Origin of the sequence: Belliella kenyensis (assembly GCF_022549675.1) — a bacterium.
GTDB lineage: Bacteria > Bacteroidota > Bacteroidia > Cytophagales > Cyclobacteriaceae > Belliella > Belliella kenyensis.
Map to the genome: position 1 here is coordinate 35,160 of NZ_JAKZGR010000001.1, position 26,266 is coordinate 61,425.

20 protein-coding genes and 1 riboswitch are annotated in these 26,266 nt (G+C 37.1%); of the genes, 11 read left to right on the top strand and 9 right to left on the bottom strand.

Features of this window, described 5'->3' with window-relative positions; translation table 11 throughout:
- Positions 1-6 precede the first annotated feature (6 nt).
- The 3 genes from hrpB to MM214_RS00160 all read right to left on the bottom strand — a co-directional run bounded on the left by hrpB (position 7) and on the right by MM214_RS00160 (position 4,317).
- Positions 7-2,490, bottom strand: coding sequence for an ATP-dependent helicase HrpB (gene hrpB, locus MM214_RS00150; RefSeq protein ID WP_241290669.1), 2,484 nt, complete (start codon positions 2,488-2,490; stop codon positions 7-9).
- Positions 2,491-2,602: 112 nt separating this feature from the next.
- On the bottom strand, positions 2,603-3,118 hold the full coding sequence (locus tag MM214_RS00155) for a DUF2911 domain-containing protein (RefSeq protein ID WP_241290670.1): 516 nt from the start codon (positions 3,116-3,118) through the stop codon (positions 2,603-2,605).
- Between the two features lie 53 nt (positions 3,119-3,171).
- On the bottom strand, positions 3,172-4,317 hold the full coding sequence (locus MM214_RS00160) for a Gfo/Idh/MocA family protein (RefSeq protein ID WP_241290672.1): 1,146 nt from the start codon (positions 4,315-4,317) through the stop codon (positions 3,172-3,174).
- A 273-nt stretch (positions 4,318-4,590) separates the two neighbouring features.
- Here MM214_RS00160 and MM214_RS00165 point away from each other — a divergent pair, with 273 nt between their 5' ends.
- Positions 4,591-5,049, top strand: a complete 459-nt coding sequence (locus MM214_RS00165; protein WP_241290674.1) for a (2Fe-2S)-binding protein — start codon at positions 4,591-4,593, stop codon at positions 5,047-5,049.
- Positions 5,050-5,051: 2 nt separating this feature from the next.
- A complete protein-coding gene (locus tag MM214_RS00170; protein WP_241290676.1) occupies positions 5,052-7,214 on the top strand; it encodes a xanthine dehydrogenase family protein molybdopterin-binding subunit in 2,163 nt (720 codons plus the stop codon).
- A gap of 108 nt (positions 7,215-7,322) precedes the next feature.
- Here the strand turns inward: MM214_RS00170 and MM214_RS00175 are convergent, their stop codons facing one another.
- Complete coding sequence (locus MM214_RS00175; RefSeq protein WP_241291230.1) at positions 7,323-9,803, bottom strand: S9 family peptidase; 2,481 nt, start codon at positions 9,801-9,803, stop codon at positions 7,323-7,325.
- A gap of 346 nt (positions 9,804-10,149) precedes the next feature.
- On the opposite strand from MM214_RS00175, the gene MM214_RS00180 reads away from it, so the two are divergent.
- Both MM214_RS00180 and MM214_RS00185 read left to right on the top strand, forming a co-directional pair.
- On the top strand, positions 10,150-10,896 hold the full coding sequence (locus tag MM214_RS00180) for a hypothetical protein (protein ID WP_241290678.1): 747 nt from the start codon (positions 10,150-10,152) through the stop codon (positions 10,894-10,896).
- Positions 10,889-11,485: an ATP-binding cassette domain-containing protein gene (locus MM214_RS00185; protein WP_241290680.1), complete on the top strand. Its 597-nt coding sequence runs from the start codon at positions 10,889-10,891 to the stop codon at positions 11,483-11,485. The genes MM214_RS00180 and MM214_RS00185 overlap by 8 nt, the downstream gene beginning before the upstream one ends.
- A gap of 132 nt (positions 11,486-11,617) precedes the next feature.
- Here MM214_RS00185 and MM214_RS00190 read toward each other — a convergent pair whose 3' ends face one another.
- Both MM214_RS00190 and MM214_RS00195 read right to left on the bottom strand, forming a co-directional pair.
- Entirely contained in the window at positions 11,618-12,319 is a 702-nt protein-coding gene (locus MM214_RS00190; RefSeq protein WP_241290682.1) for a TetR/AcrR family transcriptional regulator, read from the bottom strand.
- 252 nt (positions 12,320-12,571) lie between these two features.
- The gene (locus MM214_RS00195) at positions 12,572-12,922 is read right to left on the bottom strand and encodes a hypothetical protein (RefSeq protein WP_241290684.1); all 351 of its coding nucleotides are present in this window, start codon (positions 12,920-12,922) and stop codon (positions 12,572-12,574) included.
- 173 nt (positions 12,923-13,095) lie between these two features.
- Between MM214_RS00195 and MM214_RS00200 the strand changes: the two genes are divergently transcribed.
- From MM214_RS00200 to MM214_RS00225, 6 genes are all read left to right on the top strand, one after another.
- A complete protein-coding gene (locus MM214_RS00200; protein ID WP_241290686.1) occupies positions 13,096-14,238 on the top strand; it encodes a cysteine desulfurase family protein in 1,143 nt (380 codons plus the stop codon).
- A 126-nt stretch (positions 14,239-14,364) separates the two neighbouring features.
- Positions 14,365-15,606: a protoporphyrinogen/coproporphyrinogen oxidase gene (locus tag MM214_RS00205; RefSeq protein WP_241290688.1), complete on the top strand. Its 1,242-nt coding sequence runs from the start codon at positions 14,365-14,367 to the stop codon at positions 15,604-15,606.
- Between the two features lie 85 nt (positions 15,607-15,691).
- Positions 15,692-16,648, top strand: coding sequence for an aldo/keto reductase (locus tag MM214_RS00210; protein WP_241290690.1), 957 nt, complete (start codon positions 15,692-15,694; stop codon positions 16,646-16,648).
- Positions 16,649-16,716: 68 nt separating this feature from the next.
- Complete coding sequence (locus MM214_RS00215; protein ID WP_241290692.1) at positions 16,717-16,890, top strand: hypothetical protein; 174 nt, start codon at positions 16,717-16,719, stop codon at positions 16,888-16,890.
- 312 nt (positions 16,891-17,202) lie between these two features.
- A riboswitch (cobalamin riboswitch) is annotated at positions 17,203-17,398 on the top strand.
- A gap of 241 nt (positions 17,399-17,639) precedes the next feature.
- Entirely contained in the window at positions 17,640-20,006 is a 2,367-nt protein-coding gene (metE, locus tag MM214_RS00220) for a 5-methyltetrahydropteroyltriglutamate--homocysteine S-methyltransferase (protein WP_241290694.1), read from the top strand.
- 333 nt (positions 20,007-20,339) lie between these two features.
- Positions 20,340-20,822 (top strand): PAS domain-containing protein, encoded by a 483-nt coding sequence (locus MM214_RS00225; RefSeq protein WP_241290696.1) that lies wholly within the window; start codon positions 20,340-20,342, stop codon positions 20,820-20,822.
- Between the two features lie 23 nt (positions 20,823-20,845).
- On the opposite strand, the gene MM214_RS00230 is transcribed toward MM214_RS00225, so the two are convergent.
- The gene (locus MM214_RS00230; RefSeq protein WP_241290698.1) at positions 20,846-21,757 is read right to left on the bottom strand and encodes an SMP-30/gluconolactonase/LRE family protein; all 912 of its coding nucleotides are present in this window, start codon (positions 21,755-21,757) and stop codon (positions 20,846-20,848) included.
- Positions 21,758-21,878: 121 nt separating this feature from the next.
- On the opposite strand from MM214_RS00230, the gene MM214_RS00235 reads away from it, so the two are divergent.
- Complete coding sequence (locus MM214_RS00235) at positions 21,879-23,432, top strand: AbgT family transporter (protein ID WP_241290700.1); 1,554 nt, start codon at positions 21,879-21,881, stop codon at positions 23,430-23,432.
- Positions 23,433-23,517: 85 nt separating this feature from the next.
- Here the strand turns inward: MM214_RS00235 and MM214_RS00240 are convergent, their stop codons facing one another.
- Positions 23,518-24,903, bottom strand: coding sequence for an exonuclease domain-containing protein (locus tag MM214_RS00240; protein WP_241290702.1), 1,386 nt, complete (start codon positions 24,901-24,903; stop codon positions 23,518-23,520).
- 130 nt (positions 24,904-25,033) lie between these two features.
- Positions 25,034-26,215: an aspartate aminotransferase family protein gene (locus MM214_RS00245; RefSeq protein WP_241290704.1), complete on the bottom strand. Its 1,182-nt coding sequence runs from the start codon at positions 26,213-26,215 to the stop codon at positions 25,034-25,036.
- Positions 26,216-26,266: the final 51 nt, after the last annotated feature.

The window sequence follows — 26,266 nt, forward strand, 5'->3', positions numbered from 1 at the left end:
TATACTTCAAGTTTTCTTTTGAATCCCTCTCACGGCTTTAGCATCAAGGGGATTTTCGGGCCATGCATGCTTAGGATACCTTCTTTTCAGATCTTTCTTAACTTCAAAGTAAGCTTTGGTCCAAAAGCTATTGAGGTCACTTGTGATTTGAACTGGTTTGAACCCTGGAGAGAGTAAATGAAGGATAATACTGGTTTTGCCTTCATTAATCTTTGGTGTTTCAAGCCATCCAAAAACTTCTTGTAATCTAACTGCCAAAATGGGTAATTCTCCATGTTGACTATATCCTAGTAACAGTTTGCTGCCGCTTGGAACTTCAATTTTTTCAGGCACTAGATTTTCAAATTTTTGTAAAGTGTCATAGGGAAGGTTACTTTTTAGTATTTCAATGAGATCCAATTTCTTAAAATCTTCGGGTCTTTTGATAGTAGAAAAATAAGGAGCAAGTAATTCCTTATTTCTTGCAATAATGGATGATGTGGACCAATCTGGCCATTTTTCAGTGGGTCTCCAATTTCTCAATGAAGCCATTCTTGCTTGTAAGTTTTCAACTTTTTCGTTGATATCTAATAAGCTCTCTCCTTCTTTGATCAAAGCACTGCTCAATGCTTCTTCCAAATCCCCCTCCATTATCTCTTTGATCGGAGTGGATTTCAATACGATGCTACCGATACTTAAATCAATGCTAGCAATAAGCCCTCCTTTTCTACTATCCCAGAGTACTTTTCTAGTTTCTTTTACAAAGGGTAGGAGGTCTTTTGGATTGAGTTGAGAAGCTAAGAAAATCTTTCCCATATGATCTCTGGCATCAATATGAGCTACAGCAAGCCATGATTCTTGTGCCAAATCATCACGATGTGAAATCATGGCAATTCTTCCATTGGATAGTTGGAACTGAGCATTGTTTCCGGGACGTGCATAGGCGATTCTTTCAGGATAGGCGAGTGCTATCATTGCACCAGTTTCAAATGGATCGGGCAAGTTATTTTCTTCCTTAGCTCCAAAGATTTTCCTGTAGTTTGAGGCAATTTTCTCAATTTTATTAAGTCCTTTGATAGATAACCCTTCTTTTCTCGCTCTTCTAAGAGCCTCGATTCGCTTATTGATATCTACACCTGCATCTTGACCTAGTGGATCTCTTTCCTCAAGTACTCCAGCAACATCTGCAGCTAAGGAAATATTGTTTTCATCTCTAGCATTGACCAGCATATGCGCAATCCTCGGATGAGCAGGGACATGGTGAATTTTTTTTCCGTGATCTGTTATTTTGCCAAATGCTATTGCATTGAGCTGAGTCAATATTTCTATTGCCTGAGCTATGGTACCCTGAGGCGGTGGTGTCAGCCAAGTCAAGTCTCTGATATTGCTCACTCCCCATGCATACATATCCAATACCATAAAAGCTAAATCTGCCTCCAAGATTTCTGGTGTTCTATAGTTTTGAAGATTTGCTTGAGTAGCTTTTGACCAGAGTCTGTAGCAGGTTCCAGGCTGCAACCTACCTGCTCTACCTGCACGTTGATCAGCAGAATCTTTTGCGATTCTAATTGTCTCTAACTTACTTAATCCTGAATTTGGGTCAAATTTTGAGGTTTTACCAAATCCAGAATCTATTACTATAGTGATTCCTTCTATTGTAAGACTTGTTTCAGCTATGGAAGTCGATAAGACTACCTTTCTTTTACCATGTTTATTGGGCATGATGGCTTGAAACTGTGCACTTGGAGAAAGTTGACCATAAAGTGGATGAATAGAAAAGTCCGGAAGTTGTTTTTTTAGTATTGCTTCGGTTTTTTTGATTTCTCCTTGACCAGGCAAAAACACTAAAACATCGCCATGATGCTTATAAACTGCCTCGATTGTCGCTTTTGCAGACATTTCAGGCAGCAACCAAGGATCAATATCCCCTTGATAAATGATCTCTACAGGGTACATTTTCCCCTTACTTTCGATAACTGGAGCTTTAAGCAAATGTGCCAATTGTGGCATATCTAAAGTAGCAGACATCACCATGATTTTCAAATCAGGTCTCAAAACCTGCTGTGCTTCTCTGCATAGTGCCATCGCTACATCTGCGTGAATATTTCGTTCATGGAATTCATCAAAGATCACCAATCCCACATCTTCTAAAGCATTATCTGAGTGAAGCATTCTTGTGAGGATTCCTTCGGTCACTACTTCAAGCCTCGTCTGAGCACTGATCCGTGATTCAAACCGAATTCTATAACCCACTGTATTCCCTAAAGGCTCACCCAGTAAATCTGACATTCTACTAGCAATAGACTTGGTTGCCAGTCTTCTAGGCTCAAGCATAATGATTTTCTTACCTTTCAGATAATCTTCTTCAAGCAATGCCAAAGGAAGGAGAGTGCTTTTACCAGCGCCAGGAGGTGCTTGAATGATAAGTGTACTCTCATTTTTAAGCGTGTCTTTTACTTGAGGAATGATATCTCTTACTGGTAAATCGATGTGGAATGGATCAAAGTTCAAAATGAAATAATTTTTTAGCTAGGCTGTTTGGTCAATGTTTTCTAGTAAAAAAATCCGCTTACTTGCCCAAAAATGGATAGTAAGCGGATTTTTAGTTTTGGTAAAGCTAATTCTATTCTACTTTTGCAGAAGCTTTTCCATATTCCCAACGGATTTCAAATCCATTGTTTGTCACCTCGTACACCAGACGTTCCTCAAGCTTAGAAGTTTGTTCTGAGGACACATTCACCCTTAGGGCATCTTGTCCTTGGTCATAAGAATAAGCTCCCCACTGCTTCTCTACTTTATTGAAAATGAAAGTAGATTCCACTTCACCTGGGATTACGAAGAATGTGTATTTTCCAGCAGGAAGATCTTTACCTTGAATTTTTACATCTTTATCAAATTCAATTGTAGTGGCGTCATTGGCGCCAGCTCTCCATACTTGACCAAAAGGTACTAGATCACCCCAGATATTTCTGCCTTTTACAGCAGGGCTGCTGTAGTTGATGGTTATTTTTTTACCATTGACCTCTCCTTCAGCAGTTTTAGCAGGGCTTGGTTTTTCATCTTGCGCTGTGGCAATGAATGTGATTGCTACCAATAACATGGTGAGCATGCTGAATTTGTTAAAGATTGATTTTTTCATGATTTTGTTTTAAGGAAATTGTTATGTAAGAATTTAAAATAAATTGCTAATTCCTAAATTTTCACCCATGCTTGCTTTTTGTGGCTTTCAATGATTCGCTCACAAATCAGCAATTCTCTCAATCCATCTTCAAATGTAGGGAAGGTCGGCTGATCAGGTTGCTTGCCATCCAAAACAGCTGCATAAACTTCTTTGAATAGTTGTTTGGAAGTATCTGGAAATCCTTCATTGTGTCCACCTGGAAAGCTGATCAAGCCGGCTGCCTCAGGCGTAAATAGGGCAGGGTCTTTCATCAGTTGCTGATTGGCTACTTCTCGCTTTCCTATCCACATTTCATTTGGCTTCTCAGAGCACCACTCGAAATTTGACTTCGACCCAGCTATCTCTATGTTTAGCCTGTTTTTTCTACCAGCATTCACTTGAGATACAGTGACAGAACCCTTATTCCCATTGTCAAACCTAAGCATCACAGTAGCATGATCTTCTGTATTGATGGCCACTTCTTCATAATCTGCTGCATTGAGCATCTTACCTGAATAAGTTTCAATGGCTTTAAGTGGCTTTAGCCTTGTCTTGTGTACAGTGGAGAAATCAGCCATTACTTCTGTGATTTTTAGTCCAGTTACGTATTCTGTCAAGTCTAAAAGATGCGAACCTATGTCGGCAATAGCCCTAGAGTCCCCAGATTTGTCTGGTTCCAGTCTCCAATTGTAATCAGTCTGTAAAAACAGCCAATCTTGCAGATAAGAGCCCATGATACTATATATATCACCTAACTCACCACTTTCTCTCATTGTTTTCATTTGCCTCACCATTGGATAGTATCGTAGGTTAAAATGAACTGCATTGACAAGTCCTTTTTCTTTAGCTAATGCAACAAGTTCTTCGGCCTCTTCAATTTTGGTAGCTAAGGGTTTTTCGCAGACCAAATGTTTTCCTGCAAGAAGAGCTGCTTTTGATTGAGAGAAGTGTAGAAAATTTGGCGTACAAATATGTACCACATCAATTTCCTCATCCTTAAGCATCTCTTCAAAAGTATAGGCTTGGGGAATTCCCAGTAAAGTAGCTTTTTCTTTGGCAAGCTCAATATTGACTTCGCACAATGCTTTGACTTCTACATTAGGTATTCTTCTCAATGCTTCCAGATGCGCTGGACCTATGAAACCAGTGCCAACGATTGCCGCTTTAATTTTTCTCATAATAGGTTTAATAGTTATGTTAATTGAATTTGGTTCTAAATTTTAAAGATAAGTCAGTTTCTTATTTATAGCTTTATTTTCAACTTCTTTTTTGTGGTTTTTCAATTTCAATTTCTAGTAATTTATTGCCAATCAAGTGTTTAAAGGTGTTCTCATTGCCAGCCATTCACCATGTCATTAAGCAGTTTATCAAGTTTTTGTTAACAATGAAGAATGCTCATTAGTTTTTCTTATAAGATTGATTAACTTAAGTTTCTAAATTATCAAATTATCATGGCAAACTACAATCTTCAAATCAATGGAAAGCAAATGGAAGTAGATGTGGATGAAGATACACCTTTACTTTGGGTTCTTAGAGACCATCTGGGATTAGTTGGTACAAAATACGCTTGTGGTATAGCTCAATGTGGTGCATGCACAGTACATGTCAATGGGGAGCCTACTTTTTCATGTGTAAAACCTATCTCGGATGTAGCAAATGAAAAAATAACTACCATTGAAGGGCTTTCCAAAGATGGAGATCATCCAGTACAGAAGGCCTGGGATGAAGTAGATGTAGCACAATGTGGCTACTGTCAGGCAGGTCAAATCATGAGTGCTGCAGCGCTACTCAAAAAAAATCCAAAACCAAGCCTGGATGAAATAGATGAAGGGATGAATAGAAATATCTGCCGCTGTGGAACATATCATAAAATTAGAGAAGCCGTAGCCCTGGCTGCAAAAACCAAATAATCATGGCTGATATCACAAAAACAAATCGAAGAGATTTTCTCAAAATTGCAGCTACAGCAACTGGTGGCTTGTTGATAGGCTTTTATTGGTCTAGTTGTGACTCTCCAAAAGTAAAAGTATTATCCATAGAAGAGGTACTCAATAAAGCTCACAATTTTAATAGTTTTCTTTCAATATCACCAGATGGAGACATCGTAATCTATTCACCAAATCCTGAATTAGGCCAAAACATCAAGACTTCATTTCCCATGGTAGTGGCTGAGGAGTTGGATGCAGATTGGTCAAAGGTAAGGGTTCTTCAAGCTCCTTTGGATACAGATAAGTTTGATAGACAGCTTACAGGGGGCTCAGGTGCCATGCCTCACTCTTGGGAAAGGTTGAGAAAGGCTGGTGCTACTGCAAAATACTTGCTACTGGCAGCAGCAGCAAAGCAACTCGATGTGGATCAGGCTACACTTACAGCCGAAAAAAGCGTGGTCATTCATAAATCATCTGGAAAGAAACTTACTTACGGTGAATTGGTAGAAGCGGCTTCAGCCTTGCAGGCTCCAGAAGAGGTTTTGCTTAAGGATCCAAAGGACTTTACCTTGATAGGTACACCCGTGCGGAATGTCGATAATAAGGATATCGTTACGGGAAAACCACTTTTTGGCTTAGACTTCTATAGGGAAGGAATGATGCATGCCATGATTCAAAGGCCTCCATTTGGTAAAAAGATCAAGTCAGTAGATGATAGTGAAGCAAAGGCTGTGAAAGGTGTAACCGATGTGATACAGTATGATAATTTTGTAGCGATAGTAGGAAAATCTACCTGGCCACTCATCAAAGCTAAAAGGCGACTCAAAGTGACTTACGAAGCAGATGGGAATGTAGAAAGTACTGCTGACCATGATCGGATCATGAAGGAATTGCTAGATAGTAGAGACGCTAGGGTGATGAGGAGTGATGGAGAAGTAGACAAGGCATTTGCATCAGCAGCAAAGGTAATAACAAGTGAATATCAATGTCCTTTTTTGCCTCATGCCCCTATGGAGCCGATGAATTTCTTTGCTCACGTGAAAGGCGAAGAGGTAGAGCTTATAGGTCCTACACAGACACCGGATGCAGCGCGTATGCAGACTGCGGCATTGCTAGGTATTCCCAAGGAGAATGTAACTGTAGATATTACTAGATTAGGCGGTGGCTTTGGCAGAAGGTTAAGGGCAGATTATGTCATCGACGCTGTAGAAGTCTCCAAGAGGATCAATGCCCCTGTAAAAGTCACATGGACGAGAGAAGACGATATGATAGGCGGAGCTTATAGGCCAGCTGTGAGGTACAGATTTTCGGCAGCTTTGGATGAAGGGGGGAACATGATAGGTTACAAGCTTCGAGGAGTTGGATTAAATGCCGGAAATTCAGTCAGACAAGATAATTTTCCTTCTGGTGCAGTTCCCAATGTGTTGATTGAGAATATCAACTATGACTCCACCGTCACTACAAATGCTTGGAGAGCCCCAATCACAAATTTTTTAGCATATGCTGAGCAGTCATTTTTGGATGAAGTGGCCCTAGCAGTAGACAAAGACCCCGTGAAATTCAGGCTTGATTTACTTGAAAAAGCAAAATCATCACCTGTAGGAGCGGTCAACTATGATGTAGATAGAATGATAGGAGTGATCAAAGATGCAGCAGAAAGATCCAATTGGGGTAAAGATAACAATGTCAAGCAAGGGTTTTCCGTATACTTTTCTCATAGATCCTATGTAGCTCAAGTGGCAAACATCGAAATGGTGAATGGACAGCCTTTCCTTAAGAAAATCATCGCTTCTACGGATTGTGGGATAGTAGTAAATCCAACTGGTGCTAATCATCAAGTACGAGGGGGCATAGTAGATGGTATGGGACACGCCATGTTTGGTAATTTGGTATTTGAAGATGGCTCACCAAAGCAAAAGAACTTTGATACTTATCGATTGATCAGAATGAAGGAGGTTCCTGATATAGATGTGAATTATATAGATAGTGGTTTTGAACCTACTGGGTTAGGAGAGCCAGCTTTGCCGCCTACAGGTGGTGCGATTGCTAATGCTATATTTGCAGCCACAGGAAAAAGGCTGAGAAGTCAGCCGTTTATTGAGCAAAAAGAATTTTCTGACTTAAATCTTCAAATGTTTCGGAGCTAAATGAAAGGTTCTAAAGTCTAGGAGTTTTTCTTAAAATCCCTAGCTAGAAAGTAAAAAAATCCTCAAGTGTAATTCACTTTGAGGATTTTTTATTTCGTTGGAATTAAGTTATTTAGTTAGTGCTTTTTCACGCTGAACTTCAATCATATCTACAGGTGGTGGGGTATTATCTCCAAGCAAATGCTGAACAAAATAATCCCCCATTTTCCAAAAGAAATATTCAGTCATATCCCCATAGCCATGTCGCTGACCTGGCAAAAGTAAGAGATCAAATCTTTTGTTTGCTTTCATCAAAGCATTCGCCATTCTGATGGTGCCAGCGGGGTGTACGTTGTTGTCTACATCTCCTGTAGTCAGTAATAATCTTCCTTTCAGATTTGAAGCCAAATCAGGGTTTTTTTCTACTTTATAGACAAAAGTAGTGTCACCTTTTGGAGAGATTTGTTCTTTCACACCATGATGTTTTTCTGACCACCATCTGTTGTAAATATTATTTTCATGATTGCCAGCGGAAGAAACAGCTACTTTAAAAACCTCAGGGTATACTAGCATGGCGGCTGTAGACATAAAGCCTCCTCCAGAGTGGCCATGGATTCCTACTTTATTTCTATCTATGAATGAGTGTCTATCTGCTAATTGCTCAATTGCTGCTTTTTTATCTGCTAATCCATAATCGCGCAGATTTCCATAACCATAGTTATGATACCATTTTGATCTTGCAGGATGTCCTCCTCTATTGCCTAAAGTCACTACCACAAACCCAAACTGAGCCAATCTGTCTGTCCGATCCATACTCGAGGAAAAATCTTTATTGACAGCTTCAGTTTGTGGTCCTGGATAGACATATTCGATGATAGGATATACCTTGGCTGAATCAAAATCAAAGGGCTTGTACATCACACCATACAAATCTGTGATGCCATCATCAGCTTTGAAAGTAAATGGCTCTGGAAACTTGTAACCTGAGGCAAACAATGAGCTAAAATCGGCTTCTTCCAAATCCATAATCTTCTTACCAGTTCCATCATAAAGTGCTGAGGCAGGTACGGTATTGACTCTGGAATAATTGTCTACAAAATATGTTCCTTTATCATTGATAGAGATGGTATGGTTGTAGTTTCCACTATTTACCAATGTGATAGGGCCGCCGTTTAAGCTAACTTTGTAGAGGTGCTCATAATATGGGTCTTCACCTTGTTCTCTTCCATTTGCAATAAAGTACAAATTTCTACTCTTTTCGTCAATTGTTGCCACTCGGTCAGTATGAAAAGCTCCTGAGGTGAGTTGACGCTTTAGGTTTCCAAATTTATCATACAGATAAAAGTGCCCCCATCCATCTCTTTCTGACCAGTGTAGAATTTCATTACCTCCATTGATCAGTTCTGGTTTGATCAGGTCAATGTAAGTGTTGCTTCTTTCTTCTATAAGGATTTCTTTTTTCCTTTCCTTAATATTCCATCTTACTATATCTACTTTCTTTAAGTCTCTAGAAGTAATAGAAAAATAGAAATTATCCTTATCTCCAAGCCAAATAGTAGGAGAGAAGTCATCATCTCTACTAGTAATAGGTTTGGTTTGTGCGTAGAGGCTTATTGTTTGATCCTTGAAGGTGTTTATCTCTAGCTTGGTTAATTCTTCTGTATCAAAGGAGAAGTGCATCAAGTCAGTAATTGGCTGTTCTTTTTCACCTGGCATAGCGTACTTGTAAGTTTCCAAAGTAGGTCTTGGATCTTTGGTGTGATGTATTACCCATAGATCTTTTACTTTTCTTACATCCGATCTTGTAGTGATAAATTGCTTGCTATCATCAGACCAATATATTCCAGCCCTTTTTCTATTGTCTTTGTTTTTCTCTTCTTCTACATTGTCTTCGCCTCTTCCTCCTCCATAGCTATAGTCTTTTTCTCCATCAGTGGTGATTTGATGTTCCACGATCGTACTATCTTTATCATCTTTTACAGCCTTTAGAAAATTGGTTTTGTCCATCCAAAATAGATTGTCATTTTTAGCATATACCACCCTAGATGAATCAGGGGAGATACTACCCCACGCAAGTCGCTTAGCTTCCTCTTCGGGGTCTTTAATTTCAGTGAGTTGTTGGTTTTGAAGATTGTAGCGGAACACATAAGTTTTCTTTTCCAATGAATCCTTGGCACTTTTGTTTTTCTCTTTGATCTCATCCCAGTCCTTTTTTAGTACTTCTTGAGTGCTTTTAATTTTGAACTCAATGGTGTTTTCATCTTCCAAAAACTTGAGATTGGTGATGGGTAAGTTTTGTCCATCAAAAGGGTCTTTGACTATTTTAGTGATTTCAGAAGCCAATTTGTCTTTGTCAAAAAACGATTTCTTTGACTTGGCAGCAGGATCTACGATATACCATTCTTTCCCTTTGGTGGTCTCGAAGGTATACCAAAATTTATCTGACTTCTTAAGCCAATGTGGATCTACTTTGGTAGTGAACACCATTTTCTTTACTTTTTCAGGAGAGTAGCGCGCTGCTAGTTCATAATTTCCTTTTCTGGTGTAATCTTGGGCCTGCAATATTCCAATCGAAAAAAGCAGGATCATCATCAGGTGATATTTCTTCATCATTTATTAATCAATTAATCACGTGAAATTAACTAATGAATGATTGATCTTTGAACCATTGATGTAAAAGTGGAATACTCAAAATAAATTTCAAAAGTGATTTTAGTTTTATATTTTAAATTTTTCATATAAATTGATTTCATATAAGTCGTTTCTCACTTGATGCTATATGAATTATCTTCAAATTTTATATTTATCAAACTCAAGAAGAATTTCTAAAAAAAGTCATCAATTATTGTTTTTGGTGACTTTGTATGGTTTGATTTTTTCTTTTGCTTCGTACTCTATTTTTAATTTTTTTTATTTCCCTCAATACTTAGTTATATTCATTTTCACCTATCTCATCATGAGACGGACAAATACCCCTAAATTGATTTTCTTAAAAGCTTTCATGGGATACAATAAAGCCATGAAAATGCTGATCTTAGAGAATTTTATAGTATCTGTACCGTTTTTATTAGCCCTATTTTTGAATGGGTATCGTTTGGCCTGCTTGGTAGTAATCTTAATTTCAGTGCTAGTTGCTTTATTGACAGCTAAATTTAGACCAACACGAAGTTTTCCCACACCATTTTTTAATTATCCTTTTGAGTTTCAAATTGGGTACAGGCAACATTTTTTTCTAATTCTATTCTCCTATCTATTTGTTGTTTTTTCCAATCAGGAAATTAGACAAGAAGTTGAATGGGTGGTATTCCTAGGAATATTTGCTTTAATTTCTACTTTTTACTCGGAAAAGATTGAAGATACCTCCTATATCATGCTGAGTAAAAGAAGTCCTAGGTCATTTTTATTGAGAAAGTTAGGTGTGTCAATTTTTTTGACAAACATGTTGATTTTACCATTATGTAGCATTCTGATATGGTCTAATTTTATAAATTTAAAAGACATTATTTGGGTCTATTTTTCTGGTTTATTGTTTTTATGTTTTGTGATTCTTGCCAAATACATTGCATTTCCAAACAAGATCAATATTTCCCAAGGTGCGTTTATTGGATTATCGGTTGTTCTTATTCCAATCTCTATTTTTACATTTCCAGTTTTTTATTTTCAAGCTGAAAAGAATTTAAGTAGATTAATGAAAAATGATTAAGCTAAAAAAACTTTCTAAAAGCTATTCAAAATCTTTGATTTTAAATGATTTGACTGTGGATTTTGAAGAAAATAGTATTCATGGAATTGTCGGTGCAAATGGGGCGGGTAAATCTACACTTTTGTCTTGTATTGCTGGGATAGAAGCTTATGAAGGAGAAATCTCCTACGGCCATAAAGCGAAGCGTAATAACATTGCTTTTCTGCCTACAGATCCTTTCTTTTTTGAATGGATTACAGGTAGAGAATATTTGAAATTCATAGCTGATTTAAGAAAGATAGATAAGGTAAATTATGCAGAAGTCAATGTTTTTCAGCTTCCTCTCGAAGCTTATGCTTCTTCTTACTCTACTGGAATGAAAAAGAAATTAGCACTGACGGCTTTGCTCTTAGATGAATTTGATTTTTATGTACTTGATGAGCCATTCAATGGCATTGATAATGAGGGAGTCCATTTGATGATTGACATCATTCGGAACATACAAAAAAAAGGAAAAACCATTTTTATTGCTTCTCATTTCACCTCGCCGTTGAGGCAAGTTTGCGATCATATTTACAAACTTGTCGATGGAAATATTGAAAAACAATAAAAATGGCTCCTTCCAAAAGTTATATATCTCTGAAATGTCAAAGAAATGCTCTTGTGGATTCTATATTATTTTACCCCAAAGCCATCATACAAGTCATTGATAGTGGATGTGAGAATCAGGTCATTTAAAATATTAGAATAAACTGCCTTGTACACCAGGAGATCTGCTAGGTCGAATTGTTCCTCTAAGGAGGTCTTGCATCATTTTGATAAATCCTGGCTTCCAGTTTTCTACATGGATTTTAATTTCCTTCATTTCATAATTGATAGGTCCATTCAATCGCTCATAGCCTATTAGCATGCTCCAAAGCGTGTAAAAAGTGATCTCCGGCTGTAATTCAGGCCTGATGCTTCCGTCCTTGATACCTAAAGAAACTATTTGTATTCCAATCTTGCCACAATCATGATGTATGTCGAGAAGTTTGTTGAAATGAACACTTTCTAGAATCAATGGATCCATTTGACTGCGAAGTTCCTTATCATTGTATTGGTTCATTAAGCCCATAAAGTTAAGAATGGCTTCATAATACATTCGTTGCTCTTGACTGAAGTCCATATATTTGGATATCAAATCTACCAACATTTCCATTCCATTCTTATTTTTGGAACGATAGATATCTCTAAAAATATCTTTCAAATGATCAAAGGCCTTTTTGGTGACCGCCATATAAAGGTCTTCCTTGTTTTTGTAATAGAAGTAGGTAAGTCCTTTGGATATATTTGCTCCTTTGGCTACTTCATCCATTTTTGTTCCATGAAATCCTTTTTCAGTAAATAGCTTGATGGCCGTATCTAAAATTAACTTTTCCTTTTGTACCCTTTCTTGTGCTCCCATTTAAATGATATTAGATTGAATGTGGTTCAAATTTATTAAACTTGATTTAGCAAAGGAAATAATATTTACTTTTACTTATAAATTGATGATGCTCAAGACTATAATTTATTGTTTTCTTCTAAAATCCGTAGACCTTCCAAGTTTTTATAGACTACCATTCATTTATGATAAATAATCGAGTATACCCTGAAAGGTCTATTGGAACTATAAATCAATCGATTACAACAATTTCATGGGGATTTTAGGTACTTACTAAATCTCGTCCATTCCTCTCTCCATAATTTCTGGCCCTATGAAAGTGATCTCATTTTCTACTACTTTTACCTGTATTTCAATTCTTTCTTGTTTTTGATCATGAATATTTAGACAGGCATTGAAATGAATCACTGCAAAACCTAACATAACTTTCGCAGTATTATCTTCCATAGAAGCCATTGTAGAAATAAACTTAACTTGTTCTACTACAGCCCCCTGTGACTTATAATAGTAGCTAAGCATGATACCGAGTTCTTTTTGGTTCAACTCAACCTGCTTTTTGATCAAATCTTCATTTGTTTTAAATTCTTCTTTTGGATCTATACCAAAGGTCCATACTTCTTGCATAACAGATGATAGTTTTATTTATGCGGAATCATTGCGAATTACATAAAACAATTGCAAAACTCATTCATTTCAAATGCGGAGTTAATCGCCCAAACAAACTAACTGCAATTTGATTTTGTTTAGGTTATTTTTAGCAATTACATTTAGAACAATAAAGTTAAGCATATAAAAGAATGGAATACCCAATATACTTGGATTATAATGCAACTACACCTGTAGATCCAGAAGTTTTGAAAGTCATGATTCCTTATTTTTCTACTCTTTATGGAAATGCATCAAGTAGGAGTCATCCTTATGGTTGGGTAGCTGAGCAAGCCGTAGAACTTGCTCGTGACCAACTTTCAAGTCTCATAGGAGCAAGATCCAAAGAAGTAATCTTTACTTCTGGAGCAACTGAGGCGATCAATTTGGGTATTAAAGGAGTATTTGAGCATTACAAAGGAGAAGAACAGCATTATATTTCGTGTGTCACTGAGCACAAAGCTGTATTAGATACTTTAGAAAGTATTAGACTTAAGGGTGCTTCGGTCACTATACTTCCTGTCAAATCAAACGGGGATATTGATCTTGACTTACTCGAATCAAACATCACTCCCAAGACAAAGATGATCTGTCTCATGTGGGCAAACAATGAAACAGGAGTAATCCATCCGATAGATAAACTCATCAAAATCGCTGAAAAATACCAAATTATCTTTTTTACTGATGCTGTTCAGGCAGTTGGTAAAATCCCTGTAGATGTAAAGGGTGTACATTTGTTGGCCCTATCAGGGCACAAGTTCTATGCACCCAAAGGAGTAGGTGCACTCTTCATCAGGCACAACCATCATCTACCAAAACCCATTGCCATGATAGAAGGAGGTGGGCAAGAGAAAAATTTCAGGAGTGGGACACTAAATGTACCTGGAATAGTAGGATTAGGAGCTGCGGCAGAATTAGCTAGTCAAGTAATGTATGAAGAATCTGAAAGACTTATAAAGTTGCGAGATTATTTGGAAATGAGGCTTACAGCTATCCAAGGCACAGTATTGAATGGAAGTCAAACTTTGAGACTGCCACATGTTTCAAATGTAACCTTTGAAGGTGTAGAAGGGGATGAATTTCTTAGGGCTGTGAATCAGCATGTGGCTGTAAGCTCAGGATCTGCATGTACGAGCATTTCACCCAAGCCCTCCCATGTACTGGCTGCAATGGGCATTGAATCGGAATTGGGGAGATCGTCCCTCAGATTTAGTCTAGGTAGGATGACTACAAAGGAAGAAATCGATCAAGTCGTGAAAAATGTAATTGACACCTATCATTCTCTACTTCTTTAATTACATATTGTTTAGAATTGATCGATTATTTAATTTTAGGGAATTCATCTTTGGTTTTTGTATTACAGTTATTAAACAATTTTAGATGAATTTAGTCTACAAGTATAGGAACAGCAGAATATTGAAATGAATGTATATATCATCGGAGCAGGAGTCTCAGGACTAATTGCAGCATTTGAGCTTGAAAGATCGGGAAATACCCCTATTATTTTGGAATCTTCTGATCGAGTTGGAGGCAGAATTGCCACTGATTTACATGAAGGGTTTTTGTTGGATAGAGGCTTCCAAGTTTTGTTGACTGCCTATCCAGAAGCCAGAAGATACCTTGATTATGATGCATTGAATTTGAAATTTTTTACTCCTGGAGCTAGGATTATCCACCCAGGAAATAGCTATACGATAAGTGATCCAATGAGAAACCCTAGTCAACTGATTAGTATGATTTTGTCAAAAGTGGGTAGCTTATCTGATAAATTAAAGATTAGAAAACTTAATTTAGAATTAAGTAGAAAATCAATTGATGAAATATTCGAATCTCCATCTTTAACTACTTTAGCCTATTTGAAAGAATATGGTTTTTCTAGTAAGATCATAAATAATTTTTTTAAACCATTTTTTAGTGGAATTTTTTTAGAAAACGAATTGAATACTTCGAGTAGAATGTTCCAATTTGTATTCAAAATGTTTGGAGAAGGACATGCTGCTGTACCAGAAAAGGGAATGGGAGAGATAGCAAATTATCTTAAAAATAAACTTACGCACACTGAAATCAGACTGAACACTCCTGTATTATCTATAGAAGGTCCTAAGATCACACTTCAAAATGGAGAAATTATTGAAGCGGAAAAAATCATAGTTACTTGTAGACCTGATTTGGTTATAGATCAGTTGAAAGGTGAATTTAAACCTAGCCGATCTGTTTATAATCTATATTTCTCCCTCGAAAGATCTTTTATGATACAGCCACTAATAGCCCTTGTTCCAGATGAAAAATTTTTGATAAACAATTTGGTATTTATGACCGATGTTAGTAAGTATTACAGTTCTTCGGGTAAAGCACTCTTGTCAGTTTCTGTAACTAAGCCGGTGAAAAATGAAGGTTCATTGGTTGATTTGATCAAAATTGAATTAGAAGCTTTGAGTGGCATCAGTGCTGAGTTTTTTAAACATATCAAAACTTACAAAATCAAAGAGGCACTTCCTCAAGTAGATGATATGAAAGCAAACCTTCCATTTACCAATTCAAAACTTAATGATCATGTGTTTTTGGCTGGTGACTATATGCTCAATGGCTCGATCAATGCTGCTATGACATCTGGTAGAAAAGCAGCAGAAGCGGTGATATTAAGTGCTCAGAATCCATTTTAAATATCAGAAACTCTTTGATTTTTTATAACTAGGAGGAGTTTTATATGTATATTTATCCTTGAAACAAGCCAACTGAAATTAGTCTATGAAGTCTTTATCATTTCAAAATGGAGATCAAATACCAATCATAGGATTGGGCACTTGGAAATCTAAGCCTGGAGAAGTATACCAAGCTGTTTTATCAGCATTGAAAGCAGGTTATAGACATATTGATTGTGCTGCAATCTACGATAACGAGATAGAAGTTGGTAAAGCTTTGAAGGATGCATTGGCAGGTGGAATAGTTAGCAGAAAGGATTTATTTGTCACATCCAAACTATGGAACGATAGTCATAGAAAAGAAGATGTTAAGATTGGTATTCAAAAAACACTTAAAGATTTACAGCTCGACTATCTGGATTTGTATTTGATCCATTGGCCTGTAAGCTTCAAAAAGGGGGTTGGTTTCGCTGAAAGTAGGGAGCAGTTTTATACCTATGCTGATGTACCATTAGCTCAAACTTGGCAAGGTATGCAACAAATGCAACAAGAAGGATTAACAAGGCATATAGGTGTCTCTAACTTCAATACTGAAAAACTCAAAGAGTTGTTTGCTATAGGAGGACAAGGTCCAGAATTGAATCAAGTAGAAATGCACCCTTATCTGAGACAAGAAAAGCTAGTGAATTTTTGCAAAGATAAAGGGATGCTGATGACAGCTTATTCTCCACTTGGATCAGGTGATAGGTCTATATCAAGCAAAAAATCAGATGAACCAAAACTTTTCGAAGATCATCTTGTATTGAGCTTGGCAGATAAGTATAAAGTTAGCCCAGCTCAAATATTGATAGCTTTTTCGGTGCATAGGGATATTGCTGTGATTCCCAAGTCAGTAAACGAAGAGAGGATCAAACAGAATTTGGAAGCAGGCTCTATTGAATTTGAAGTAGAAGATTTCAAGGCATTGAATGCTATTACAACCCAATATCGGTTTATTGATGGTACTTTTTTTACAGGTTCCAAAAGCCCTTATAACCTATCGGACCTTTGGGAGGAGTTTTAGAAAAATTTAGCAAAAGTATACTTCCAGCTGACAAGTCGGAAGTTTACCTAAACTAATCCGGAGGCATATTGGTCAATAAAGTAACAAATAGATTCGATAGAAATGCCCATAATTCTCCTGATACAAATATAGACTACACCTTCTCTCTTACACATGAGGATATCAGTTATCATGCAGGTCTATTGACAGGAGCAACATTTTATCCTGTAAATTATTTTGGTGTTTTATTGAGTTTGGATTAGGTACCATCGGAAATGTAAATTCTGGGATTAGAATGAGGTTTTAAAGTTTATTTTCCTTTGAAGACATTTCCAATAGACGATTATTTGCCTTAGAAAATAAAGCTTAGTAAAGTAGAAATGTCTTAGCCATTGCCTCTGGTTTGGATGAACATTGTCTAAAAAAACAAATTCAATCACCAAATAAAATTTGGTGATTGAATTCCACTTTTTATCAATCTGGCTAAATCCACAAAGATTTACTTAAAACTTAAAGAATGATAAACTTGCTATAGGCTTTTTGCTAGCTTTGTGAATTGAAGTTCTTTACATCATTCTTTATCATCCGAAATCGGTTATACTTAGCTGTGTATTAAAAGGGAATCGTGTGCAAATCACGAGCTGTCGCGCAACTGTAAGTAACACACCAAAGGTTTTTGCCCAAGCATATCCACTGTTCACTAATTTGAGAATGGGAAGGATGGCAGAAACTGTTACAAGTCAGGAGACCTGCCTTTTTCGAAATGACAATGCTTTCGCGATTTGAAGCTTATGGTCAAGTATGATTCTGTTTACCTTAAAAGAGAAGTAATGCTAATTCTTCTGGTAAAACAGATTCATGAGAACATATGGATATGTTCTCAAATGGAAATGCTGTGTCTTGTCACCTCATTTTCCATTTACTTTTCAATTGCATCTTACCCAAAAGCATTGCTGAATCTTGTGATGAGCTTTTAACCTATTTATTTTCAAACAAATAAAGTTAAAAGACCATGCAAACGCATAACTTAGGCTATCCGCGAATAGGTAGTCAGCGTGAATTGAAAAAGGCTTGTGAAAACTATTGGGCCGGAAAAATCTCTCGTCAAGAACTCTTTCAAAGAGGCAATGAAATCAAACTTGCAAACTGGACAATTCAGCAGGATAATGGAATAGACTTGATTCCATCCAATGATTTCTCTTATTATGATCATGTCTTGGACATGGCATTTAGCCTTGGTGCTATACCAGAGCGATATCACCCTGTGATTTTAGACAAATCTAATGCTGAGATCGACCTATATTTTGCCATGGCAAGAGGTTATCAAGATAGAGGACTTGATATCAAAGCCATGGAAATGACAAAGTGGTTTGATACCAATTATCATTATATAGTTCCTGAGTTTCATAAAGGACAGACATTCAAACTGTTTTCTACTAAAATCATTCAGGAATATACAGAAGCCAAACTTGCAGGCTTCAAAACAAAACCTGTAATTCTAGGACCAATTTCATTTTTGTTGTTGGGTAAAGAAAAAGAAGCTGGATTTGACAGCATCGACTTGATCGAAAACCTTCTACCTGTTTATTTTCAAATCTTGGAGAAGCTTATTGCTCATGGAGTCGAGTGGGTACAGTTTGATGAGCCTTTCTTAGCCTTAGACTTGAAGGAAAAAGAGAAACAAGCTTTTCTGACTACTTATAGCAAAATCAAAAAGGAATTTCCGCATCTCAAGACACTCTTAGCAACATACTTTGGTAGTTTAGAGGATAATGTATCATTAGCTCTTTCACTACCTGTCTGCTGTCTTCATGTGGACTTGGTGAGAGGAGGTGACCAACTGACTGAAATACTGACCAAGAAGCCTCAAAATCTATCGCTTTCTCTGGGAATCATAGATGGTCGAAATGTGTGGAAAAACGATTACCACGAATCATTGACTTTGATTCAAAAGGTAAAGTCAGTTGTAGCTAAGGATCAAATATTTCTAGCGCCTTCATGTTCTTTATTGCATAGTCCGTGTGATCTGAATAGTGAAAGCACCCTCGATACTTCTATCAAATCTTGGCTTGCTTTTGCTAAGCAAAAATTGAATGAACTTCAAGATTTAAAAGAGCTAGCACAAGATGCAGTTTTAAACCAACTACTTACGGGTAGCGTTGAAGGTGAATTGACATCTGAAATCTACGATAGAAACCAGAGAGCCATTGAAAGCAGAAAGAATTCAAGCTTAATTCATCATGAAAATGTTAAGCAGAGATTAAAGGAAGTAAAAAAATCTGATTTTGAGAGAAACAGCGAGTTTTCTATTAGAAGATCAATTCAAGGAAAAATTTTGAATCTTCCAAAATATCCAACCACAACGATTGGATCATTTCCTCAAACGACTGAAGTCAGAAAGGCAAGAGCAGATTTCAAATTTGGTAGAATCACAGCTGAAGAATATCAATCGTTTATTCAAGAAGAGACCAAAAAGACCATTTTAGCGCAAGAAGAAATTGGATTGGATGTGTTGGTTCATGGTGAGTTTGAAAGAAATGATATGGTCGAATACTTTGGCGAAAGATTGAGAGGTTTTGCCTTTACATCTTATGGATGGGTTCAAAGCTATGGAAGCAGGTGTGTGAAGCCACCGATCATCTATGGTGATGTGTCTAGGCCTGAACCTATGACGATATATTGGACCAAGTATGCTCAATCTCTTACTGACAAATTTGTAAAAGGGATGCTAACTGGACCCGTGACAATATTGCAATGGTCTTTTGTCCGCGATGATCAGCCAAGAAGTCAGACATGCCATCAGATAGCTTTGGCTATAAGAGATGAGGTAAAGGATCTAGAGCGAGAAGGAGTGAAGATCATTCAGATTGATGAACCTGCCTTGAGGGAAGGATTACCTATACGAAAAGAAGCTTGGGAATCATACTTGAGCTGGGCAATTGGAGCTTTTAAGCTTTCTGCAAGTGGAGTAAAAGATCGAACCCAGATCCATACCCATATGTGTTATTCAGAGTTCAATGATATTATAAGCCATATTGCAAACATGGATGCAGATGTGATCACCATTGAGTGTTCTCGTTCACAAATGGAGCTTTTGGATGCATTTGCAGACTTCAATTATCCAAATGAAATTGGTCCAGGTGTATATGACATTCATTCACCTAGAATTCCTTCCAAAAATGAAATGGTGGAATTGCTTCAAAAAGCAGCTCTCGTGATTCCAGACCAACAACTTTGGGTAAACCCAGATTGTGGTTTGAAGACTAGAAAATGGGATGAAACCCGAAAGGCTTTGGAGCAAATGGTATTAGCTGCAAAAGAAATGCGTCTTCATTCAAAAGAGAGGGCGTTTACCTTAAACAATATCTCGAGTAATTGATTTGAGATAGGGGAGAATCAAAATTAAAGTTATGCCTTTATAGTTTTGGGAATATGATTTAAACCTAGCTCCAATGCTATAAAGGCACTTAATTACTCTGTAGTTGATTCATCATCAGGTTTAGAATTATGGATATACGGAACTTTGTCAATAACATTACAAAATTCCGATTTATCTAACTTCTGATATAAATTGATATTGGATACTTATGGATATTGACCATTAACAACCTGTTGAGCCAATGAATTGAAGTTACTGGCAAAAAAGCGTATAATCAGATTTAGAATTTATAAAGTAAAAGAAATTGTATTCATTTGAAAATTAATTCATGAAATGTCTGAATTAGAAAAAGTGAAATTCCCACTTTGGTGCTGGGATATCGTAGGAGAACAAAGGAGTTCCGATGCAGCGATTATTAAAAAAAACGCAGAATTTAGGTTTTTGACAAAATTAAGTCAAGATCATGCTTGGGTAATTGATTGGAATATTTTGTTCGAATATGACTATGAAGCGATTGTAATTACTGACCAATTTCAACAGATCATCTGGGTAAATGATGGCTTTAAGCAAATGACTGGATATAATAAGTCCTTTGCTATTGGAAAAAGACCAAGAATATTACAAGGTAAACACACTACACAGGTTTCTAGAACCAATATCAAAAGCAAACTGAAATTGGGAATATCATTTACAGAATCTATTATTAATTATAGAATAGATAAGTCTAGTTACCATTGTGAATTGACTATTCACCCAATAAAAAATGATCAAGAAATTATCGTGGCATTCATTGCATTTGAAAAAGAAATCTTATGAAATACCTATTGTATAGTCAATTCTTAATAGGTTCCATGAACTTTCATTCGGATTTTGTATACGGCTTCTGAAGCCGTAATAAAAAGGGTTTTTCTATCAGGGCCAGCAAATACCACATTTGCGGTCCATTTTTCAGGTACAGGAATATGTCCGATCTCTTCCCCTTTTCTATTGTAAATCCAAACACCTTTATCACCAGTAAGGTATAAATTGCCTTTCACATCTATCGTCATCCCATCTGAGCCTCTTTCTGTAAAGAGCTGTCTATTGGTCAGGAATCCATCTTCAATGATATCATACTTGTAGGTTTTATTTGCTTCTATATCAGCTACATAGAGTGTTTTCCCATCATATGTCCCTACGATACCATTTGGCTTCACAAGGTTTTCATCTACTTTGAAGATTTGAAGACGATCGGCAGATACCAAATAAAGGTGCTCGCCACCTTGCTCAGACACGGCTTCTCTAGTCCAATAATCTCTTTTGTAAAGAGGATCTGTCACGTACATGGTACCAGATGGCGTGATGAAAAGATCATTTGGACCATTCAATTTTTTTCCTTGAAAACTTTCTATGATCACTTCATGGCTTCCATCTTCATCTATCCTCCATATTTGATTCTTTTCGTCTGCACAAGCGATGATCTTCCCGTCTTTATCTACAAACATTCCATTTGACCTTCCTGCATTTTCTTTAAACAATTCCGTTTTGTTTGTGAAAAATGACCATTTGAAAATTTTATTGTTTGGTTGATCTGAAAAATAAACATCACCCAACCTTGTTACAGCTGGACCTTCCGTAAATCCAAACCCATCAGCTACTTTTTCAAGGCTTGCATTTTTTTCGATTAAGTTCTTTTTATCTACAATTTGTCCAAAAGCGATAGATGAACATAAACATAATGCTAAGCTTAGGAGTGTGGCTTGAAATTTCATTGATACTTGATTTGATAATTAGATTTGGATGGCAAGATAAGACACTCCAGTTGTTTTTTCTAATCTATACATTGTAAATGCAATATAGCTTATTACTTTTGAACAATTTTAAGTGTAAATCATGGAAAAATTAGAGAAAAAGAACAAATCGACCCTTGACATATTTTTAGATGTTATAGAAAAAGCTGGAAATAAACTACCCGATCCAGCGATGTTATTTTTGATCTTATTGATTTTGACTTGGATATTTTCGGCTATTTTGGCACCAATCGATTTCAAAGCTATCGATCCTATATCAGGCCAAGACCTACGAGTTGTCAATTTACTTCAAGGGGATAGATTCGCTGATTTTCTTTCCAACATGATTGGGATTTTTATTGGATTTCCGCCATTAGGCGTAGTGCTATTGGCCATGTTGGGTGTAGGCTTGGCAGAGCATTCGGGATTTATCAATGCTGGATTGAAGTATCTGCTTAGCGTCACTCCAAGGATGTTGATCACACCAATTTTGGTATTGGTCGCTATAGTGAGTCATACGGCAGCAGATGCAGGATATGTATTGGTTATACCTTTGGGAGGAGTGATATTTTATGCTGCTGGTAGACATCCCATGGCAGGAATAGCAGCGGCATTTGCTGGAGTCTCTGGTGGGTTTAGTGCCAATTTTATCCCATCTAGTATCGATCCCATGATCCAGAGTTATACCCAAGCAGCAGCACAGATTATTGAAGCAGACATTTCACTGAATCCACTTAATAACATTATATTCACAGGGTTATCTAGTATTGTGGTGATAGCTGTTGTGTGGTTTTTGACTGATAGAGTAATCGAACCAAGATTGAATAAGACAAACAAAGTAGATGCAAACTTAGAAGACATTCCAGAGATGCAGACATTGGAGTCGAAGGAGAAAAAAGCTTTTTGGATTGCTTTTGGAACATTGATCTTAGGTTCAGTTTTACTTTTCTTTTGGGTACTTCCAGAAGATTCAGCAATGAGAGATCCAGAAGGAAATATTACTTCCCGAACTGCTCCATTGATGGCCTCAATCGTTCCTTTAATATTTATTTTGTTTTGGATTCCAGGTTTGGTTTATGGGTTTGCAAGTGGTGCTTATACTTCCATGAAAAACATGGTAGAAGGCATGAGCAAAGCAATGGGCAGTATGGCACATTATATTGTGATGGCTTTTTTCTGTGCTTTGTTTATTTATGCTTTTACAGCTTCAAAAATGGGGAGTATTGCTGCATTCAAAGGAGCAGAATTTCTTCAATCACTTGGTCTTCCAGCACAATTGACAATCATTGGAATCATTTTGCTTACAGCTGTTGTGAATTTGTTTGTAGGATCTGCGTCGGCTAAGTGGGCACTTATCAGCCCGATTTTTGTTCCCATGCTCATGCAGTTGGGAATTTCACCGGACCTTACACAAGCGGCATATAGGGTAGGAGACTCTGTTTCTAACATCATCACCCCACTACTACCTTATTTTCCTTTGATTGTGGTATTCTGCCAGAAATATGTAAAATCTACAGGAATCGGTACACTCGTTTCCATCATGTTACCTTATGCCATTACCCTTCTTATCGTCTGGACGATTTTCTTATTGGTATATTGGACCTTAGGTATTCCTCTAGGATTCCAATCGACCTATGAGTATGTGATGGTGAAATAGGGTTTAATGGAAAACACATTATCCCTTGGCATCGATCTGGTCTATGATAGGGTGAACAATACCATTTGAAAAAGATATTTTAGAATTATTCTAAAACGATGATATCTGACATTTTTATTTTTGGGAGAAAAGCTCGCAAAATAAATTTGGTCTCTTTATGGCTTGAAAATATTTCCAACCTCTCGATGATATCACTATGTTGATTGATTTCATCTTGATTATCTATGAAGCAATAGCCTTTGAAAACTCCTTTCTCAAACAGCATGGCTGATTTTTCTGAATGGGATCTCCCTTGGTCTCTGATGATTATACTATCAGCTTTTTCTTGAATACTATTCAAGAACTGCTCCACTCGCTCATTGTATGCTGAAGGTGTTTCTTGATCACAACAGGCGCCTTTGCAGGTATTGACTTGGTAGTCGTAGCAAGCGCCTTTTGGTGTTTGCAAGCTTGCAAGCTTTGGGCATAGGTTGTATTTTGAAACTGCTTCTGTCAAAAATTTCCGTGCTTCAAAATTACTTTCAAATTCTCTAATCGAAGAGGGGAGGTTTATACCTTTTGCTACTTGAAACCGAATGTATCCAGCACCGTCAAGATATTGGATCACATGCCATCCAGCACTGATGAACTTTTGAGATTTGTTGTACTTAGGCCAGAGTTTCTTGATCTCTTGCATTTCTATCAAATAGGCAAGCATTTCGCTTCCAGTAAGTTTCCAAGTTACTTTATGGATTTCCTGCTTGAGTTTGTGTTTTGCATTTCCTTGTGAGCTTCCTGTAAAATGTCCTTTGAATCTACTTTTGATATTTAGCGCTTTTCCGACGTAGATAATCTTACCATGAACATCATGAAAATAGTAGATTCCTGTCTTCTCGGGCAGTTCTTCATATTGCTGCTTTGAAATATGTGGTGGCAAAAACGCTTCACCATTGTTCTTTTTCAAAGCACTTTTAATGGTATCTGGTGCTGTTTTTAGTAATTTTTCAAATAGTAAAACTGTGGCCTCTGCATCTCCAAATGCTCTATGGCGAGAATGAATAGGTATATCCAGCTGCTCACAAAGCAGGCCTAAGCTGTAAGATTTCATGCCTGGGAAGATTTTTCTACTTTGTCTTACTGTACATATTTTTTCAGGTTTGAAAACAATCCCAACACGATCAAAAGCTTTTTGAATAAAAGTACAATCGAAGTTTACATTGTGAGCTACAAAAACTCGGTTGTTCAGCAATTCAAATATAGTAGGTGCAACTTCTTCAAAAGTTGGTGCATCGGCAACCATTTTTGCATCTATTCCCGTTAAACCAGTGATAAACCCAGGAATAAAACGCTCTGGATTGATCAAAGTCTGATACCTGTCAATCACCTCCTTGCCATTATGAATCAAAATTGCAATCTCTGTAATCCCTAATCCAACACCAGGATTTCCTCCAGTGGTTTCTATATCTACTATGGCGAATTCTCTATCAAGCATGCTGTAAATTTATAAAACAGCCGTCAGTTCATCTCATCACATGACAGTAATTGACTCAAAAAGAATTATAATGTCAATAGATAAACATCAAGCAATATGATAACCTACTTGATGTACAAAAGTTTGATCTCTAAGCTTGGTCTATTGCACGTAAGATAATGTCGCAGGCTTCTTTGATTTGATCATTAGAAATGGTTAGGGGAGGGGCTATCCTCATCGCATCATCACAAAACAGGAACCAATCAGTAATGACTCCATTAGCTATAGCATGATCTATGATAGGTTTTAGCACATCAAATGAATCAAACTCCACAGCCATCATAAGTCCTTTATTTCTGATTCCTTTTATTCTTGGGTGAATCAGAAGTGATTTGAATAGTTCAGCTTTATTGTCTACTTCTTCAATTAGCCTTTCTTCTAAAATGACTTTGATAGTTGCCAATGATGCAGCCGCACTCACAGGGTGTCCCCCAAAAGTAGTGATATGACCCAGAAGTGGGTTGTTTTTGAAAACAGCCATCACCTCTTTGTCAGCAATGAATGCTCCTATAGGCATTCCACCTCCCATACCTTTGGCGCAGACCAAGATGTCGGGTACAATTCCATAATGCTCAAACGCCCAGAACTTCCCTGTTCTACCAAAACCAGCCTGTATTTCATCCAAAACTAGAAGTGTTCCAGTTTCGTCACATCTTCTTCTCAAAGCTTGAAAATATGAAGAATCTGCTATACGAATTCCAGCCTCACCTTGTACAGTTTCTAAAATTATGGCAGCGGTATCAGTGGTAATATGTGTAAGTTGAGCTATTGAACCAAATTCAATATTTCGAACACCAGGAAGTAGCGGTCTGTAGGATCTCTTAAAAATCTCATTTCCTCCAATAGACAGCGCACCTTGTGAAGAGCCGTGATAGGCATTGACACAGGAAATGATTTCTCTTCTATTGGTATACCTTTTGGCAAGTTTCAGTGCTCCTTCTACAGCTTCACTGCCGCTATTGACCAAATAGACATTGTTCAGACTAGAAGGAAGTGTATCGGACAATGCCTTGGCCAATAAGGTTTGAGGACTTTGGACATATTCACCATAAACCATTAGGTGTAGATACTTGTCTAGCTGTTCATGAATAGCAGAGAGAACTTTAGGATGTCTGTGTCCTACATTGCTGACGCCTATTCCAGAAATCAGGTCTATATATTTCTCACCATGAGCTCCATACATGTATACGCCTTCTGCTTTTTCTATTTCTATAAGAAGCGGAAAATCAGTGGTTTGAGCAAGATGAGAAAGGAATAGTTGCCTATTATTCATGAATAGAGATGATTTTAGTGTCATTAGGATTTTACCTTTTCTACGCAACAA

Excerpts from the sequence above, each read along its gene's own strand:
- MM214_RS00155 (WP_241290670.1), bottom strand. The coding sequence starts at position 3,118 with ATGAAAAAATCAATCTTTAACAAATTCAGCATGCTCACCATGTTATTG.
- MM214_RS00160 (WP_241290672.1), bottom strand. The coding sequence starts at position 4,317 with ATGAGAAAAATTAAAGCGGCAATCGTTGGCACTGGTTTCATAGGTCCA.
- MM214_RS00165 (WP_241290674.1), top strand. The coding sequence starts at position 4,591 with ATGGCAAACTACAATCTTCAAATCAATGGAAAGCAAATGGAAGTAGAT.
- MM214_RS00170 (WP_241290676.1), top strand. The coding sequence starts at position 5,052 with ATGGCTGATATCACAAAAACAAATCGAAGAGATTTTCTCAAAATTGCA.
- MM214_RS00175 (WP_241291230.1), bottom strand. The coding sequence starts at position 9,803 with ATGAAGAAATATCACCTGATGATGATCCTGCTTTTTTCGATTGGAATA.
- MM214_RS00180 (WP_241290678.1), top strand. The coding sequence starts at position 10,150 with ATGAGACGGACAAATACCCCTAAATTGATTTTCTTAAAAGCTTTCATG.
- MM214_RS00185 (WP_241290680.1), top strand. The coding sequence starts at position 10,889 with ATGATTAAGCTAAAAAAACTTTCTAAAAGCTATTCAAAATCTTTGATT.
- MM214_RS00190 (WP_241290682.1), bottom strand. The coding sequence starts at position 12,319 with ATGGGAGCACAAGAAAGGGTACAAAAGGAAAAGTTAATTTTAGATACG.
- MM214_RS00195 (WP_241290684.1), bottom strand. The coding sequence starts at position 12,922 with ATGCAAGAAGTATGGACCTTTGGTATAGATCCAAAAGAAGAATTTAAA.
- MM214_RS00200 (WP_241290686.1), top strand. The coding sequence starts at position 13,096 with ATGGAATACCCAATATACTTGGATTATAATGCAACTACACCTGTAGAT.
- MM214_RS00205 (WP_241290688.1), top strand. The coding sequence starts at position 14,365 with ATGAATGTATATATCATCGGAGCAGGAGTCTCAGGACTAATTGCAGCA.
- MM214_RS00210 (WP_241290690.1), top strand. The coding sequence starts at position 15,692 with ATGAAGTCTTTATCATTTCAAAATGGAGATCAAATACCAATCATAGGA.
- metE (WP_241290694.1), top strand. The coding sequence starts at position 17,640 with ATGCAAACGCATAACTTAGGCTATCCGCGAATAGGTAGTCAGCGTGAA.
- MM214_RS00225 (WP_241290696.1), top strand. The coding sequence starts at position 20,340 with ATGTCTGAATTAGAAAAAGTGAAATTCCCACTTTGGTGCTGGGATATC.
- MM214_RS00230 (WP_241290698.1), bottom strand. The coding sequence starts at position 21,757 with ATGAAATTTCAAGCCACACTCCTAAGCTTAGCATTATGTTTATGTTCA.
- MM214_RS00235 (WP_241290700.1), top strand. The coding sequence starts at position 21,879 with ATGGAAAAATTAGAGAAAAAGAACAAATCGACCCTTGACATATTTTTA.
- MM214_RS00240 (WP_241290702.1), bottom strand. The coding sequence starts at position 24,903 with ATGCTTGATAGAGAATTCGCCATAGTAGATATAGAAACCACTGGAGGA.
- MM214_RS00245 (WP_241290704.1), bottom strand. The coding sequence starts at position 26,215 with ATGAATAATAGGCAACTATTCCTTTCTCATCTTGCTCAAACCACTGAT.